Origin of the sequence: Pedobacter nutrimenti (genome assembly GCF_032678445.1) — a bacterium.
GTDB lineage: Bacteria > Bacteroidota > Bacteroidia > Sphingobacteriales > Sphingobacteriaceae > Pedobacter > Pedobacter nutrimenti_A.
Window position 1 is genome coordinate 295,356 of sequence record NZ_JAVTSQ010000010.1, and the last position, 14,197, is coordinate 309,552.

15 protein-coding genes are annotated in these 14,197 nt (G+C 37.2%); 1 reads left to right on the forward strand and 14 read right to left on the reverse strand.

The window, feature by feature from the left end; all coding sequences use genetic code 11:
* The 10 genes from R2S08_RS19645 to R2S08_RS19690 all read right to left on the reverse strand — a co-directional run bounded on the left by R2S08_RS19645 (position 1) and on the right by R2S08_RS19690 (position 11,167).
* Entirely contained in the window at positions 1 to 906 is a 906-nt protein-coding gene (locus R2S08_RS19645; RefSeq protein WP_316836723.1) for an ABC transporter ATP-binding protein, read from the reverse strand.
* A gap of 3 nt (positions 907 to 909) precedes the next feature.
* Positions 910 to 1,806 (reverse strand): HlyD family secretion protein, encoded by an 897-nt coding sequence (locus R2S08_RS19650; protein ID WP_316836724.1) that lies wholly within the window; start codon positions 1,804 to 1,806, stop codon positions 910 to 912.
* Positions 1,807 to 1,822: 16 nt separating this feature from the next.
* On the reverse strand, positions 1,823 to 3,106 hold the full coding sequence (locus R2S08_RS19655; protein ID WP_316836725.1) for a TolC family protein: 1,284 nt from the start codon (positions 3,104 to 3,106) through the stop codon (positions 1,823 to 1,825).
* An 11-nt stretch (positions 3,107 to 3,117) separates the two neighbouring features.
* Positions 3,118 to 3,726 (reverse strand): TetR/AcrR family transcriptional regulator, encoded by a 609-nt coding sequence (locus R2S08_RS19660; protein WP_316836726.1) that lies wholly within the window; start codon positions 3,724 to 3,726, stop codon positions 3,118 to 3,120.
* A 278-nt stretch (positions 3,727 to 4,004) separates the two neighbouring features.
* Entirely contained in the window at positions 4,005 to 5,531 is a 1,527-nt protein-coding gene (gene eptA, locus R2S08_RS19665) for a phosphoethanolamine--lipid A transferase EptA (RefSeq protein ID WP_316836727.1), read from the reverse strand.
* Positions 5,512 to 6,339 (reverse strand): phosphatase PAP2 family protein, encoded by an 828-nt coding sequence (locus R2S08_RS19670; protein ID WP_316836728.1) that lies wholly within the window; start codon positions 6,337 to 6,339, stop codon positions 5,512 to 5,514. The genes eptA and R2S08_RS19670 overlap by 20 nt, the downstream gene beginning before the upstream one ends.
* A gap of 146 nt (positions 6,340 to 6,485) precedes the next feature.
* Positions 6,486 to 7,229 (reverse strand): LytTR family DNA-binding domain-containing protein, encoded by a 744-nt coding sequence (locus R2S08_RS19675; RefSeq protein ID WP_316836729.1) that lies wholly within the window; start codon positions 7,227 to 7,229, stop codon positions 6,486 to 6,488.
* A 2-nt stretch (positions 7,230 to 7,231) separates the two neighbouring features.
* Positions 7,232 to 9,004, reverse strand: coding sequence for a sensor histidine kinase (locus R2S08_RS19680; RefSeq protein WP_316836730.1), 1,773 nt, complete (start codon positions 9,002 to 9,004; stop codon positions 7,232 to 7,234).
* Between the two features lie 114 nt (positions 9,005 to 9,118).
* Entirely contained in the window at positions 9,119 to 10,249 is a 1,131-nt protein-coding gene (locus R2S08_RS19685; protein ID WP_316836731.1) for a serine hydrolase domain-containing protein, read from the reverse strand.
* Positions 10,250 to 10,705: 456 nt separating this feature from the next.
* Positions 10,706 to 11,167, reverse strand: a complete 462-nt coding sequence (locus R2S08_RS19690; protein ID WP_316836732.1) for an SRPBCC family protein — start codon at positions 11,165 to 11,167, stop codon at positions 10,706 to 10,708.
* A 382-nt stretch (positions 11,168 to 11,549) separates the two neighbouring features.
* Between R2S08_RS19690 and R2S08_RS19695 the strand changes: the two genes are divergently transcribed.
* Positions 11,550 to 12,140, forward strand: a complete 591-nt coding sequence (locus R2S08_RS19695; protein ID WP_316836733.1) for an RNA polymerase sigma-70 factor — start codon at positions 11,550 to 11,552, stop codon at positions 12,138 to 12,140.
* Positions 12,141 to 12,163: 23 nt separating this feature from the next.
* On the opposite strand, the gene R2S08_RS19700 is transcribed toward R2S08_RS19695, so the two are convergent.
* The 4 genes from R2S08_RS19700 to R2S08_RS19715 all read right to left on the reverse strand — a co-directional run bounded on the left by R2S08_RS19700 (position 12,164) and on the right by R2S08_RS19715 (position 14,160).
* The gene (locus R2S08_RS19700; protein ID WP_316836734.1) at positions 12,164 to 13,057 is read right to left on the reverse strand and encodes a winged helix-turn-helix domain-containing protein; all 894 of its coding nucleotides are present in this window, start codon (positions 13,055 to 13,057) and stop codon (positions 12,164 to 12,166) included.
* Between the two features lie 93 nt (positions 13,058 to 13,150).
* On the reverse strand, positions 13,151 to 13,483 hold the full coding sequence (locus R2S08_RS19705) for a TfoX/Sxy family protein (protein ID WP_316836735.1): 333 nt from the start codon (positions 13,481 to 13,483) through the stop codon (positions 13,151 to 13,153).
* 7 nt (positions 13,484 to 13,490) lie between these two features.
* Positions 13,491 to 13,736: a hypothetical protein gene (locus tag R2S08_RS19710; protein ID WP_316836736.1), complete on the reverse strand. Its 246-nt coding sequence runs from the start codon at positions 13,734 to 13,736 to the stop codon at positions 13,491 to 13,493.
* Positions 13,714 to 14,160, reverse strand: coding sequence for an SRPBCC domain-containing protein (locus R2S08_RS19715; protein WP_316836737.1), 447 nt, complete (start codon positions 14,158 to 14,160; stop codon positions 13,714 to 13,716). Before R2S08_RS19715 ends, R2S08_RS19710 begins: the two co-directional genes overlap by 23 nt.
* Between the last annotated feature and the right edge of the window lie 37 nt (positions 14,161 to 14,197).

A 14,197-nucleotide genomic window follows, 5' to 3' on the forward strand; every position in this document is an offset into this window, starting at 1 on the left:
TTATAATAATTTAATAAAGCAGTCTTCAATAGTTACCTCTGTTTTTATCAGTTCTATATCCTGTAGCTCCTGTGTCTTTAAATAAGCAATGGCCTGGTCAGGATTAAATTCAGGTTCCTTGAAAGAAACATGCGCAAATTCTCCAAAAGCATAACTGCTCTTTACCTGATCGTATTTGTGTAGTATTTTTAAAAGAGCGTGCATATTATCGGCTTTAATGGCATATAGCTTTTCAGGATAAGATTTAATGATATTTACTGGTGTGTCAACAGATAGGAGTTGGCCAGACTGTATTAGTGCAATTCTGTCGCATCTGTTGGCTTCATCCATATATGGAGTGGATACAACAATGGTGATGTTTTGTTCCTTCAGCTGTTGGAGTATTTCCCAAAATTCTTTTCGGGACACCGGATCAACTCCAGTTGTTGGTTCATCTAAAAATAGAATAACAGGTTTATGGATCAGTGCACAGCAGAGGGCTAGTTTTTGTTTCATACCACCCGACAACTGACCAGCCCTGCGGTTCTTGAATGGTTCCAGCTGGACATAAATGTCTTTAATCAAATGGTAATTTTCTGCTATTGTGGTATTGAATACGGTTGCAAAGAAATTTAGGTTTTCTTCCACACTCAAGTCCTGGTATAAAGAAAACTTTCCAGGCATATAACCCACCCGGTTTCGGATTTGTTTATAGTCTTTAACAACATCAAAACCATCAACCATAGCTGAACCACCGTCTGGGAGCAAGAGCGTAGTCAGTACCCTGAAAATACTGGTTTTGCCAGCACCATCCGGACCGATCAGCCCAAATACCTCACCCTGATTCACTGTAAAAGAAATATCATTTACAGCCGTTTTGTCTTTGCCGTAGATTTTAATGAGGTTCTTTACACTTACTGCCTCCATGGCTTATAGTTTAACATCGCCATACATCCCAATTTTCAGAAAACCATCGTTCTTTACCCTTATTTTTATGGCGTAGACCAGGTTGGCTCTTTCATCCTTTGTCTGAATGGTCTTTGGGGTAAATTCTGCTTTGTTGCTTACCCATTCTATGGTGCCATTATAGGTTTTATAAGTGTCTTTGGTTTGATCAACCAGAACTTTTACCTGTTGGCCAACTTTTATATGAGGTATCTGACTTCCTGTAATATAGGCCCGAAGGATAATTGTATTTAATTCGGCAATCTTGTAGATCGGTTTACCTATATCAGTGACTTCGTTTACTTCTGCATATTTGGTTAAAACAGTTCCACTCACCTCATTGACGATTTTTGATTTATGCAGCTGATCATTAATTTGCTGTATCTGTACACTGAGCGGTTTGGTTTGGTCCGTTAAACTTGATGAAGTGATTCCCAAAGAAGATTGTAGTGCAGAAATCTGTTTTTTAACCACATCAACCTGTGTATTGGCATCGTCCAGCTGTTTTTGTGTAGCAGCGTCGGCCCGAAGTAAATTGCTAGTGCGCTTTTGTTCCCGCTGTGCCTGACGCAATTGCTCCTGAAGGGCCGCGGTTTGTGCAGTAATATTGGGTTTTCCACTTAAAGTTGCTTTGACCTGAGCCAGGAGTTGCTGTTTTTTTAAATAGAGCTGTAAGCTATCGATATATCCAACAGTCTGTCCTTTTTGTAAGGTTTGCCCTTCTTCCAGGTTAAGTTCTTTAATGGTACCTGAAGCCTGGGCAGAGATAATGGTTTCCACTGCTTCAAATGTACCGGAGGCATCATATTTATCTTCGCTTTTATTGCAGGATATTAATGCGGGCAATAAGAGCAAAGGAAGCGATTGAACGAGTCTTTTCATGATGTTTCTTTTTTATTTAGTTGCCAGTGGTGGTTTGTTGGTTGTACTGAGCCATTAGAAGTTGTATCTCGTGAAGTATCTTGTTCTGACGAGCCTGGTCTTCATCGTTTAATTCCGTTAAAAAATCATGACTGGTGATCACGCCATTTTGCAGCTGAACCAGTGCTGTGTTTTTTACCTTGGTGCGGAGTTCAATAATTTCCTGATCAGTGTCCAATAATTGCAAGTATTTACTGATGTCTGCATCCTGTTGTTTTACAGTTAAACTGGTATTGAAAAGGAACGTTTCTTTCTGTACATCCAGGTTTTTCCGGTTGATGTCGATGAGTGTCCTGCTTTTCTTCAGGGTATAGAATATAGATGGTGACCAGGTCAGTTTAAGCCCTCCAACGTAATAGGCATCAAAACTATTGCTCAGCATATCCAAAGCAGGACGTCCCAAACCTCCCTGAAAGAATGCATTTAATTTAGGTAAGGTCTTCACACTTAAGAGCTTGTTTTGTACGTCCAGATTTTTGGCCTGCTGATCATATATCTTTAATTCAGGCCGGTTGATTTCATGAGAAATATGCGCAGGCTGCGGTTTTCTCAGAACAGTGGTTTCATCAATGGTTTTGCCGGTATAGAGCCCTAACATTTCAGTGTAGGCTTTTCGTGAAGCCCGAAGCTCAATTGCCTGCTGTTTGTTCTTTAACAATTCGGCGGCTATAACATCTCCATTGCTTCTAAAGGCAACTCCATTTTTTATGGATGCCAGTATTTTATCGTATCCGGATTGTATATCCTTTCTTACCAATCCATTTTGTCTAAGTTGCTCGTCCAGTAATAGAACTCCAAAAAACAATTGGTTAATGCGCCCCTTTAATTGATAAAGATCTGTTTTTAGCTGCTGCTGATTAACGGCTTCGTTGGTTTGCTGCAGTTTTTTCTGCTGTTTTATTTCACCTCCATCGTAGATGACCTGATCAATTTGGCCGTAAAGTTTATACTGATCCTTACTTAAAGCAGGAATATCGACGCCGGGCAGCTTTATTGGAATAGCCGTAACTGCAGATTGGTAGGTGGCCTGTCCGTTGATGTTCAGCTGCGGAAGATAGCCTTTTTGGATGTTTTCAATTGTATAGCTGGCGGTTTTAGAGATCAGCTCCCGTTGTTTTACAAGAGGATAATTTTGTTCTGCCAATTGATAACACTCTTCAAGTGTTAAGTAACCCGTACTTTGTGCCTGGCCTTGAAAACTAAAGGACAGCAGTAGGGCAGATAAGAGGATTTTCCGACTTAATTGGTTGATTAAATTCATAGCATTTTTATCTATTCCAGCATCATTTTCATCCATTTTGGTATCAGTGTTTTTCGCTGTTCAACCAATTGAATATAGTCTTTCTCGCTAATAGCCCCCGTTGCATTGAAAATTGGCCTGGCCAGAAATGGGAATACCATCATTCCTAAGAAATTAATGTAAAACTGTATGGGGTTGATCTCTTTATTTTTCTCCGCTATTTGTTGAATAAAATAAGATTTCATGATGTAATTTTCCAATTGAATTCGCTTTCCAAATCTTTCAGGATTATTCCTGATTTCGCTTAAAACGAAAAGCGGCAAGTCCGGATTTTTAAGTAGCATCTCTATATAATTTGCTGCAATCCAATCTATTTTTTCTTCCAGTGAAGTATCCATGTTGTTCAGGGCGGGGGCAAGAGAAGAGAAAAGCTGCTGTATCTTTTCAGCCATAATAAGCTCAAAAAGTTTTTCCTTGCTCCTGAAGTAGTAATTAAGCAGAGCAAGGTTTAATCCAGCTTCTTCTGCTATATCCCTGGTTTTTGTGGCAGCATAACCTTTTTTTGTAAATACAGTTCTTGCTGCTTGTTTAATCTTTTCTTCTGTTGAAAGATTATCTTCTGCTTTGATGGATTTTTCCATAGCTGCACCTGTCTAATAATAAGATAAATATAACAACAAGAAATGAATTAATCAAAAAATTTAATCAAATGATTAAAGGTGATATTCTGATTTTCAAACAAATGAGCAGTTCTTAGAGCTCATTGGCGCTACCAATTTAATAATCTTAACAGCGCATTCCTGATTATTGGAGGCGCAGAATTAGGCTATGTATTGAGTCTAGTCTGAAGAGTTTTTCAGACTAGATCGAATTCTAATTTGGCAATAGACAATTTAAGTTTACTTTGACCGGCCTGTAATTATTTAAAAATGTTCATTTGCTCGTTATAAATTGGGCTTTGTATGCCTAGAAAATTCAAAACACTATGAAAAACATTGTTCTGAGACAACGTTTTATTAGGCTTAAGTTGTTTTGAACTGTCAGATAGCCAAACTATAAAAGGAATCTCATATTGCTCTTTAGGAGCGATACTCATAGGTACCCCATGCATATATAGATTTTTTTCTCCCAAAGATTCTCCATGGTCTGAAACAAAAATCATTGCACTGTTATACTCTTTCAATTCTTTTAAATTTTCAATTAATTGATGTAAAATATAATCCGTATAAACTATGGTGTTGTCATAAGCGTTGATTAGATCTGTTTGAGAACAATTTCCTAATTCTACACTATTACATACGGGTTTAAAAACCTCAAATTGAGCTGGATATTTCTTGCTATAGCTAGGTCCATGACTTGTACTGGTATGCAATACGATGAGTATCTTATTTTTCTTACTGGCCAATATTTGTTCTTTTAGTCCAGACAAAAGAATTTCATCGAATTTACAGCCATCTCCTTTGCAATTTGGCATTAAAGCATCTGTATTTTGATAATTTTTTATATGAATGGGTGGTTCTCCCCAGTTTGTGGTTCTCCAAATGACCTCAACATTATTTCTATATAAATAATTGGGTAGAATTTCATATAATTCATCCGTACTTGTATGTTCTAAAATACATTTTACACCAGCGGTAGTGTAAGTGGCACAAGAGGTCGCATCAAAATGGAATAAATTAGGTGTTTTTGAAAGCAATGGATTTGTATTTTTCTTGTAGCCATATAAAGAAAAATTTTGTCTTCTTGCAGATTCCCCAATAACCAAAACAATAACCGATTTCTTATCGTCTTTTATGGTAGCATTTGGCAATAAAATTTCTTTTTCATTTTTTTGGTGCTTGTGAATATAAAAAAGTGACAAATTAACCGAATAGGACCAGGGCATTGCAAGGCCACCTAAGGTCTTCGAATTTTTATCAATCCACAGCCAATTGCTCGCATTAACATATGCTAAGGCCAGCATAAATACAAGGGTAATTGAAGAAGTGATTGAAAATTTCTTCCATGTCACATTTGTTATTTTAGCCTTAATGATAAAAATAGCAGGGATAACGCCTAGTAGAATAATGTAGACTATTAATTTTATAGAAAAGAAACTACTAGACTCAGCATAGTTGGTATTGAGTACATTACCAATCATACTTTCATCTATGATCACACCATAAGTATTAACAAAGTAAACTGCAATTGCATTGATGATAAAAAATACGACCAATAAAGATTTTCCAACAACACGTGACAGAAAAAAAAACAGGTAAAAAACAAAGAAATTTGCAACCAGCATTATAATAATTAAACTTATAATGAGCATAACGCCGGACAAACTTTTATAATCAACTTTATTGACGACAAAGGTGAAAAATGGGAGATGAAAGAATAAAAAATTAAGAAAACTCATTAACAAAGCGAAATGAGTTATTTTCCAATTATTTTTTAATATAGACATTAATAATTTTATATAGTGAAACGGCTAAACTAGTCAATGATAAATAAAATATGATCAAATTTTCATTCATTATTTTGTTGATTAATGAAATGCAACAAAACAGAAGAAATAAAATAAGAATTGGATAATATCTTTTATCGCCGATCCAAGCCCAAATTCTATATTTTTTGCTGATAAAAATACCTAAAAGTCCTGATATATACCCGATAATGCCGCCTGTAATAACATCAAGCGGATAATGTGCTCCAACACCCACTCTTGTAAATATAAGAATCAAGCCCGTGATGGTTATGAAAACAGACCATAAAATTTTATAGCCTAACTTTTGGGGCATAAATGCAAACAACAGCACTGTAAGGGTTGTAAAAATTGTAATTGAATGCCCGGAAGGTAAACTGTTGTTTCCAACCAACTTATTTCCAATGATCACAAAACTATCCTGATCAAATGCCACAGCAGCTCTTGGTACTGCAAATACATGTTTTAGCAGACTAGAAAATATACATGACATTATCGAAGCTGATATTAAAGACTCCCAGATTCTTGGAGCATACACCATAAAAATAGTTAAGAATGATGAAAAAACGATGCAGTCTCCAAGTTGGGTAAGGTTAAAAATTGTTTTAGGAAATTGAGATAATCTTGAATTCAGAAAAAAGAAACAATTCTTTTGAATTTGTATGTATCCATCAACATGTAAAGCGCCTTGCTGATAAAGAAAAGCAACAATTGCAATTAAAAAAAATGCGGGTAAAAAAAATAAAGTTAGTTTGAGCTTTGAATAATTAGTAACAATATCTGTGTTCATTATATTATTTGTGGACGAATTTACATTGATATGTTTAGATAACATAATGCCGATATTTTTTGAGATTAAATTTGGTTGTTGAGTGGCTTTACAATATAAAAATATTTAGTTGTATATTTCATTGTTAAACGAAAAATGGTATGATGTTATTGGCCCAAGATACCTTTAACAACATCCCGGTTCGGTTTTGAAACCGGAACTTTATCTCCATTATTCATTAATAACATCCCTCCGTCTTCTTTAAGCCAGCTTTTTACCGCTTCTGGGTTAACCAGATGGCTTTGGTGTGTTCTTAAAAAGCCATGAGGTTTTAAAAGGTCTGAATATTCTTTAAGTGGCTTCGATACCAGGATTTTATCGCCATCCAACAATAAAAATAAAGTATAGGTATTGTCAGCTTCACACCGCAAGATATCACTTATGGCTAAGTATCTGATCTCATATTGCTGGGGCAAGGCGATCTTTGGAACTGCCTTTTCTGCTTTGGTCAGTTGCTGAAGTAAAAAACTGACTTGATCGGTCTGTATCTTGTTTTTTACCTTATTTTGAGCTTTAGAAACAGCTGTAACCAGTTCGATTGGATTTACCGGCTTCAAAAGATAATCCAAGGCCGCAAACTTCACGGCCTGGATTCCATATTTGTCAAATGCGGTTACAAAAATAACCTCAAATGTTCTTTCTTCAACCATGTTTAGTAAATCAAAGCCAGATTGTGCACCCATCTGGATATCCAGGAAAACCAAGTCTGGCTTATGTGAATCAATAAGTGCGACAGCATCAGCTACGCTATGTGATTTTCCAACAATTTTAATTTCCTTGCAGTATTTCTCCAGTAAAATATGGAGATTTTCCAGATTGGTCAGTTCATCATCTACTAAAATTGCTTTCATGGTTATAGCCATTGAGTTAAGGTAATCTTGATTTCCGTTTGATTTGAACCTGATGTCATGGTTAAGATAAGTGGGGTTGAGTTGTAAATTGTGTTTAATAAAGATATTCTGTTTCTGCTCAATTGCAAACCTAATCCTTCATAGTTTTTTTCAGGATCAAAGCCAACTCCATTATCAGTAATTTTCAAGATCAGATCTTCGCCTTTTCTAATGAAAAATACTTCAATTTCTAATTGATCTCCTTTGTCACCATGTTTAATCGCATTTTCAACAAAAGGCTGCAGCAACATGGATGGAATTTCGATATTGTCCATATTCAAATCCTGAGAAATATGGAACTGATATTTAAAACCAAAGCGCAACTGTTCCATTTGCAGGTAATCTTCCAATAATAGTTTTTCCTCTGCCAGGCTAATCAAATCCGGCTGGTCCAGTACATTGCGGGTTAATCTGGCAAATTTTCCAAGATAATGGTTTACCTCATCGCTTTTATTCTGATTCATCAAACTTTGGATGCCTGACAAAGCGTTGAACATAAAATGCGGGTTCAATTGCGAACGTACTGTAGCCAGCTGGATTTTGGCCAGGTCCTTTTGCTGCTGCTCTTTTAGGATCTTTTTTTTGCTTTTATTTTTGAGCCAGACCATTAAACTTCCGACGACCGCCCCCACAAATGCGCTCCATATAAGACCAATTAACCCCAGTTCTTTATTCGAATACCATTTGCCTTTTGTTAGGGAAGGAAGTACGGTAAATTTAAAGCTTCTTGCTTTTGCTGCAAGATAATTAATATGATTGCCCCCTGGTGTGACCAATTTCGGTGTGAAAGTGATTTCATAAAGACCTGCTTTATTCCAGAACTCTTTATAAAGTAAATAAGTACCAGAGTGTTCTCCCAATTCAATGTTTTCTGTTTTGTTACCTATTGTTCTTTTTAGACGGATCTGATAGTTGTAGGGGGTAGGTAGTCTCGAGGAAAAGAAACCAATTCTGACTAGAGAATCACCCAGTCTAAATCTGACATCGTTTAAATTCTCTGTTTCCAGGAAATTTACTTGTTTATCTTTCTTATCCAGATCAAGGTAAGCCGAAAGGATAGTAGTTCCCCAATATTTGGTGCGATAATCAATGGTAGAGCGGAAACTTAAAGCCTTTAGCTCACGCCAGTCAATGATCATGGCATCTTTTTCCTTATAGTTATTGATGTTGTACATTTCAATTTTCAAATAACCATTAGGCTGTAATTTATAATTGCCTAAATAAGCAAAAGTGGCTTTACCATCACTACTGGTTTTGAATTGATCAGGGGTAGTCCAGCCTACAATTTCTTTTTCATCGTTTACTACAACATGATAGCGGTAGTTATGTGCGTTTTGGGGTGTGATTTTAACATCTACAAACTCAATATCCGATTTTCCATCAATCAAATATCTTCTCAAATATCCTGTTTCTCCCCAAAACCATTCATTTCCCTCATAAATTACTGCTCCGGTATTTTTTTGAAAACGAACAGCAAGGGTCAGCGTAGTCGGATATAAGTTTTCGCCCACGGAAAACAGAAACCGTTCATTTGCAATTGACGTTAACCGCTCTTTGCTGGCAATCATTTCAAGTTGTGCCGGAGTCGCGTGCCTGATATCCACCCGCACATTGCCGGCAAATTTATAAAACCGGCTGTCGACAGCTGTATCAACCTGGGGCTTTTTTTGAGCCAGGGAACTTAAGGAAATTAGCCATAAAACAGGCAGTAGACTCTTTTTTACGATGTTTCTCATTTGATCAATAAATATAAGTCCAAAATCCATCAAATCTGGCTTTCAAAAAATAAGGAAACAGGATTGAAACGATGAGACTTAGTAACGAGGCCTTCCTCAACAGTATTGATCAATTCATGGCTTTAAAATTTTCTCGGATAATGCAATCAGTTCATTTTGCGCGCCCTGATCGGCTTCATTAGACAGTAAAACAACACCCGTATTCAAATCAGGATAAAATACCATATAACTACTAAATCCTAAACTGCCGCCTGTATGTGAGATGCTTGTTTTACCCTTGTCAGTTTTTCTGATTTTCCAATTGAGTGCAATTGCACCATCTTCAAGCTTTCCAAAAGTTGGCTGGTGGCTAAGCTTTACCACTGGGTTTGCTTCATTTAACTGAAATGCCATATATTTTAACATATCTGAGCTTGAAGAGGCGATACTTGCCGCAACTTGTAAATCATCCCAATCAATAACTGGCATGATACGTCCCTTACCATCATAACCTTTTGCCATTTGTGCAGGCAATTTTCCAGGCTTCAGGAGAAAAGTATTTTTCATTTTGAGTGGATCGGTGAAATAGACTTTCAGGAGTTTTTCATAAGGGTTGTTATAAACGGTCTCCATAATATGACCCAGCAATTGAGCAGCCGTGTTACAGTGGCGGGCAGCAGTTCCAGGTAGAACTTTTAGGTTTACCTGATGCAGATCTCGATAAAAATTCAGTCTGCTATATTTTTTATGAACAGCAGCTAAAATATAGGGAATTGAGTCCGGATCAGACTTCCCAAAAATATCTTTATCTGGCATCCAGTTTGGTAATCCAGAGGTAAGATTGGCCAGGTTCAGTAAAGTAATGGGCGTACCATTGTAGTTCAAATTGGGATACGTTTCTTTCAGGTATTTGCGGATGTCGTCATTAAGGCTGGCCTTTTTGTCCACAACAGCTTTTGCCAGCAAAGTTGATCCAAAGGTTTTTGTAATGGAAGCAAGCTCATAAACCGTATTACCTGTAGGCAGTTCTGCTTTGTCCTTTTGTGTTGAACCATAATTATAGAGATAAGGCTTTCCATCTTTGATAATCCCTAGGGAAAGGCCAACCCTCGAACTACTCTTCATAAATGGAACAACAGATTGATCTACCAATGAATCTAATCCGGTTTTTAATGGGTTATCTGTAGATGCCTGCTTTTGATTGGATTGTGCAGAGCATAGTAATGAGTGTGCTAGAAAGGTAAAAAGGAGGAGTGCTTTTCTCATACATTTTTATTTTGTTCTCCATAAGACGATATGAGCTATTAAAATGTTTCACCATTTAACCTAAATAGCAACTTTACCAATCACTTGATAAAGTGGAAAAGGCCGTTATAGAAACCAATGGCCGGATTAGTTTTATTTTAAAAACCTGAATAATCAATAGTGACAGTGTTCACATCAGAAATATAGGTGAAGGTTTGAAGCTGTGTGTCGGCAACCTTCTACTGGGGGCGATCGCCCCTGAAGCATATCTGGATGGGATACTGTTGGGATAATGGTACCCTTTAGCCCAACAGGACCCCATCCAGACCCCAAAACAGCGTGCAGGCGGCGCGGTTTCGGAGGTGAAAATGTGTTGTTTTGGCATCAAAACCGTGTTTACTACATAGATAACGCCATTTTTCACTTACGCAATTCTGTTCACCGTTGGATTTTGGTTTTTGTAAATAATTTGTAACCTCAATGAGGATTGAATAAGCCTTCTAATACCTCATTACGGTAATCGAAAATATTTTTTAATTTTTTCTTTGCTATAAGCCTGTGCATAATCTTACCTATAAAACCAAATGGTAATTCGTACTCTACGGTATCTATCATCAACACACCCTTCTGATTTGGGATAAATTCATGATGATGTCTCCATAACTTATAGGGTCCTTTTTTCTGAAAATCGATAAAGCTTTTTTGATAATCAACCTCTGTAATCTGGGTTTGCCATTTCAATGGGATACCTAGCAAAGGTTTAACGGAATAGTCGATGATCATTCCTTTATATATTTCTGAATCCGTCAGATTGCTCAGCACCACAAAGCCCATCTCTTTGGGTGTAATGCGGGAAAGATTGTGAGGCGAGGAAAAGAAGCTCCAGGCGCTGGTTATATCACAATATAATTGCTGCTCCCTTTTTAATGTGTACATCATTTTTTGTTTTTAGATCAGAATTGTCATTTTTGAGTAGCATCAAAACTCTATATTAATACAATAATATGCTAATTTTATATTTTTTTAGTGTGTTATTGCACTAATATTATTGTCAAAATCTAAAATCCGTACTTGCGATTAGATGTAGGGCGTAGTATTGAGATGCATTTGGAGGCTGAGGGATTTAACCTGTCTATTTGATGTTTCTGTCAAAATTTTGCTTTAAACTATAGTTGTTGAATAATATTTTTTGTGTAATGAAAAAATAGTAACCATTTATTGAGGTGGAATATTTACTATTGCAAAAAGTTTTTGGTAGATTTATTTAACCTACCCATTTGTTTGTTTAATAACCGGCTTTGAAATAACTGTATCTACAACCATGAGGATATATAATGAACTTTCTGATCAGGAGCTGATTGAGCTTTTAAAAGTAAAAGATCAGGGAGCTTTTGCTGAAATTTACAGCCGCTACTGGAATAAGTTGATGGCCATTGCTTATAACCATACCAAAGATAAATCTGCTGCTCAGGAAATTGTTCAGGAGCTTTTTATAGGGTTATGGAATAGGAGAGATCAGCTGGATATTCTGAATATTGGGAACTACCTGGCCACAGCAATTAAATTTTCTATCTATAAACAAATAGATAAAGAAAAAAGGCGCAGGGAGGTAGAAAATAATGGAACCGGATTTTACAACTATTCTGAAGATGAAGAAAAGATAGAGGCTAAGTTTTTGCAGGAATACATTAACGGGCTTGTAGAGCAGTTACCAGAAAAATGCCGTTTGGTTTTCAATTACAGCAGGGTACAGGGCTTAAGTATTCCGGAAATTGCTGATGAAATGAACATTTCTGAAAAAACGGTAGAGGGGCATTTGACCAAAGGCCTTAAGACTATAAAGAGCAATTTAAAAGATTCAGGAATACTCAGCCTTTTGGTTACGGAAGCCATACATGAGTTCTTAAAATAACAAGTGGGAATTCCACAACTATCTTAAGCGCAAATTTCAAGTTTATATCCTTTGCCGCGGATAACCACAATGTTGATGTTCGGATCAAATTCCAGTTTTTTTCTAAGTTTTGATATGAACATGTCCAGACTGCGGCCTACAATAACACCTTCATCTTCCCATATCTCTTTTTGCAGCCGGCTTCTCTCTATGATCTCATTGGGAGACGATGCAAAAATGAGCAATACACGGGCTTCCGTTCCGGTTAAGTCTATTGTTTTTCCATGTACGGTGAGTTTCCGGTTCTTTGCATCGAACAACACTGATCCCAACGTGAACATATTGGTATTTTGACCCTCAGGCAAAACTCTTCTTGGCTTTACAGATTTAAAAAAGATAAAACCAATAAGTGCTAAAAATGGCAGGCTGCCCAGAAGATATCCATTTTTAGTAATATTTATTCCTGTCGGTTTGAATTTAATGTCGATTACGTAACATGCTCTGGGTTGTTTTCTTCCTATGCAGGCTATAATATCATCTTTCTTATTTTTAGATATCACGTATCCATAGGCTACACTAGAACCGCCACAGTTCAGAACATTAACGATATAATCACTAGCGAAGGGATCTTTTGCCAACAAACGCCGGGTCGTATTCACCAGGGAGTCCGGTTGAAAGGTAAGATCCTTCTCAAAGCTGATCTGGTATTCATTTTCGGCGACCTTTTGTACTGGAAGTACCCGTGATGTACTGTCGCCCGACTGCAAAAGGATTTCATGTCCGATACGGCGGAGCAATACTTCTTTTTTTGCGAAATTAAAGTCGTCACGACCCGCAATAGTGAAAGCCACGCAGATTACAGAGATCAACGAAAGTACGATGATCAATCCGTAAAGGTACTTGCGTTTCCCGGATAGGAGATTTCGGCTATCAAGCATAATGTCAGGATTTTATCTGCAAAGTTCACATTTTTTATTTACAATCTAACTTCCTCAGACCGAAAGATATCAAAGTAATTTCGCTGTATGTCATTAATTCTTTTTCCTGGGTTTTTTCGGCTTGGGATCAGGGAGTTCATTGACTGTAACTTTTACCAGGTTGGAGATCCAGTCGTGATCTTCCAATTCCTCCTGTATTAAAAAGTGCGATTTCGCTCCGGGATAGGGAGAAGCTAAGTTGGGTTTTCCGATAAATGCCTGGCCCGCTTCCGTGGGTTTAATTAACAACCGGTTATCACAAACTAAAGCAAAGATCCTGACTCCGGCATACAGGCCATATTCGCCGAACATTTTTTTATAGGTGATCCCCGCAGGGTGGTGTATCTGGTCGATGATATAGTCTACGTATTTTTGATCAGTTGCCATGATGATGTTACAATGTTTTTAAGACTTCAATAAAACGGTCAATCTCATTTTCTGTATTATAGTAGTGTGGAGAAACGCGAACCACCCACTCAATATCTTTTTCAGCGAAATCTATTATAGCTGATCCTTTAGTCATGATATAATCACGAATAGCCGTGGTGACTTGTATAGGACACAGGGAAGCGCCGGCATTATTTAAATGTACCAGGTTTGTTGTGTCTGGTGTGTCTTTACGAATTTGGTTTATATCCATAATTTTCTGCATTTTTTCTGATGAGTTCAAGGGTTGGACCCCAGTATAGTTCCAGATGTTTGCGGATTACCTGATCAGGGAAGTTCCTGATCGTAAAGTCTAATCTGGTTTTATGATCTTCTGGCATAAGGTTAAATTCCAGGATACAGTGACTTTCTACGATGTCGGGTAAATTAGATAGGGAGCTTAAAAAGCTATAACTGAGTTTGGTATTTGGCTCAAATGCCAGGATCTTACCAGAGTTACTGAACGGAATGCCATGCAGGTCTCCGCTCATGATCAAGGAGCTACCGACTTCCCAGTTCGTTTGTATGTCAATAGGGGTATCGTGTGTCCATTGCTGGATTAACAAAGGCGTAGTAAGTGTGTCCCAAACCGCCTGCGTTGTGGTATTTATCAAGACGGTTTTTCGAATAGTTTTCATAGTAACAATATCCGATTTTTGATAAACAATCCATTAA

Bases quoted from the DNA above. Each gene is read 5' to 3' on its own strand.
- R2S08_RS19645 (WP_316836723.1), bottom strand. From the start codon at position 906: ATGGAGGCAGTAAGTGTAAAGAACCTCATTAAAATCTACGGCAAAGAC.
- R2S08_RS19650 (WP_316836724.1), bottom strand. From the start codon at position 1,806: ATGAAAAGACTCGTTCAATCGCTTCCTTTGCTCTTATTGCCCGCATTA.
- R2S08_RS19655 (WP_316836725.1), bottom strand. From the start codon at position 3,106: ATGAATTTAATCAACCAATTAAGTCGGAAAATCCTCTTATCTGCCCTA.
- R2S08_RS19660 (WP_316836726.1), bottom strand. From the start codon at position 3,726: ATGGAAAAATCCATCAAAGCAGAAGATAATCTTTCAACAGAAGAAAAG.
- eptA (WP_316836727.1), bottom strand. From the start codon at position 5,531: ATGTCTATATTAAAAAATAATTGGAAAATAACTCATTTCGCTTTGTTA.
- R2S08_RS19670 (WP_316836728.1), bottom strand. From the start codon at position 6,339: ATGAACACAGATATTGTTACTAATTATTCAAAGCTCAAACTAACTTTA.
- R2S08_RS19675 (WP_316836729.1), bottom strand. From the start codon at position 7,229: ATGAAAGCAATTTTAGTAGATGATGAACTGACCAATCTGGAAAATCTC.
- R2S08_RS19680 (WP_316836730.1), bottom strand. From the start codon at position 9,004: ATGAGAAACATCGTAAAAAAGAGTCTACTGCCTGTTTTATGGCTAATT.
- R2S08_RS19685 (WP_316836731.1), bottom strand. From the start codon at position 10,249: ATGAGAAAAGCACTCCTCCTTTTTACCTTTCTAGCACACTCATTACTA.
- R2S08_RS19690 (WP_316836732.1), bottom strand. From the start codon at position 11,167: ATGATGTACACATTAAAAAGGGAGCAGCAATTATATTGTGATATAACC.
- R2S08_RS19695 (WP_316836733.1), top strand. From the start codon at position 11,550: ATGAGGATATATAATGAACTTTCTGATCAGGAGCTGATTGAGCTTTTA.
- R2S08_RS19700 (WP_316836734.1), bottom strand. From the start codon at position 13,057: ATGCTTGATAGCCGAAATCTCCTATCCGGGAAACGCAAGTACCTTTAC.
- R2S08_RS19705 (WP_316836735.1), bottom strand. From the start codon at position 13,483: ATGGCAACTGATCAAAAATACGTAGACTATATCATCGACCAGATACAC.
- R2S08_RS19710 (WP_316836736.1), bottom strand. From the start codon at position 13,736: ATGGATATAAACCAAATTCGTAAAGACACACCAGACACAACAAACCTG.
- R2S08_RS19715 (WP_316836737.1), bottom strand. From the start codon at position 14,160: ATGAAAACTATTCGAAAAACCGTCTTGATAAATACCACAACGCAGGCG.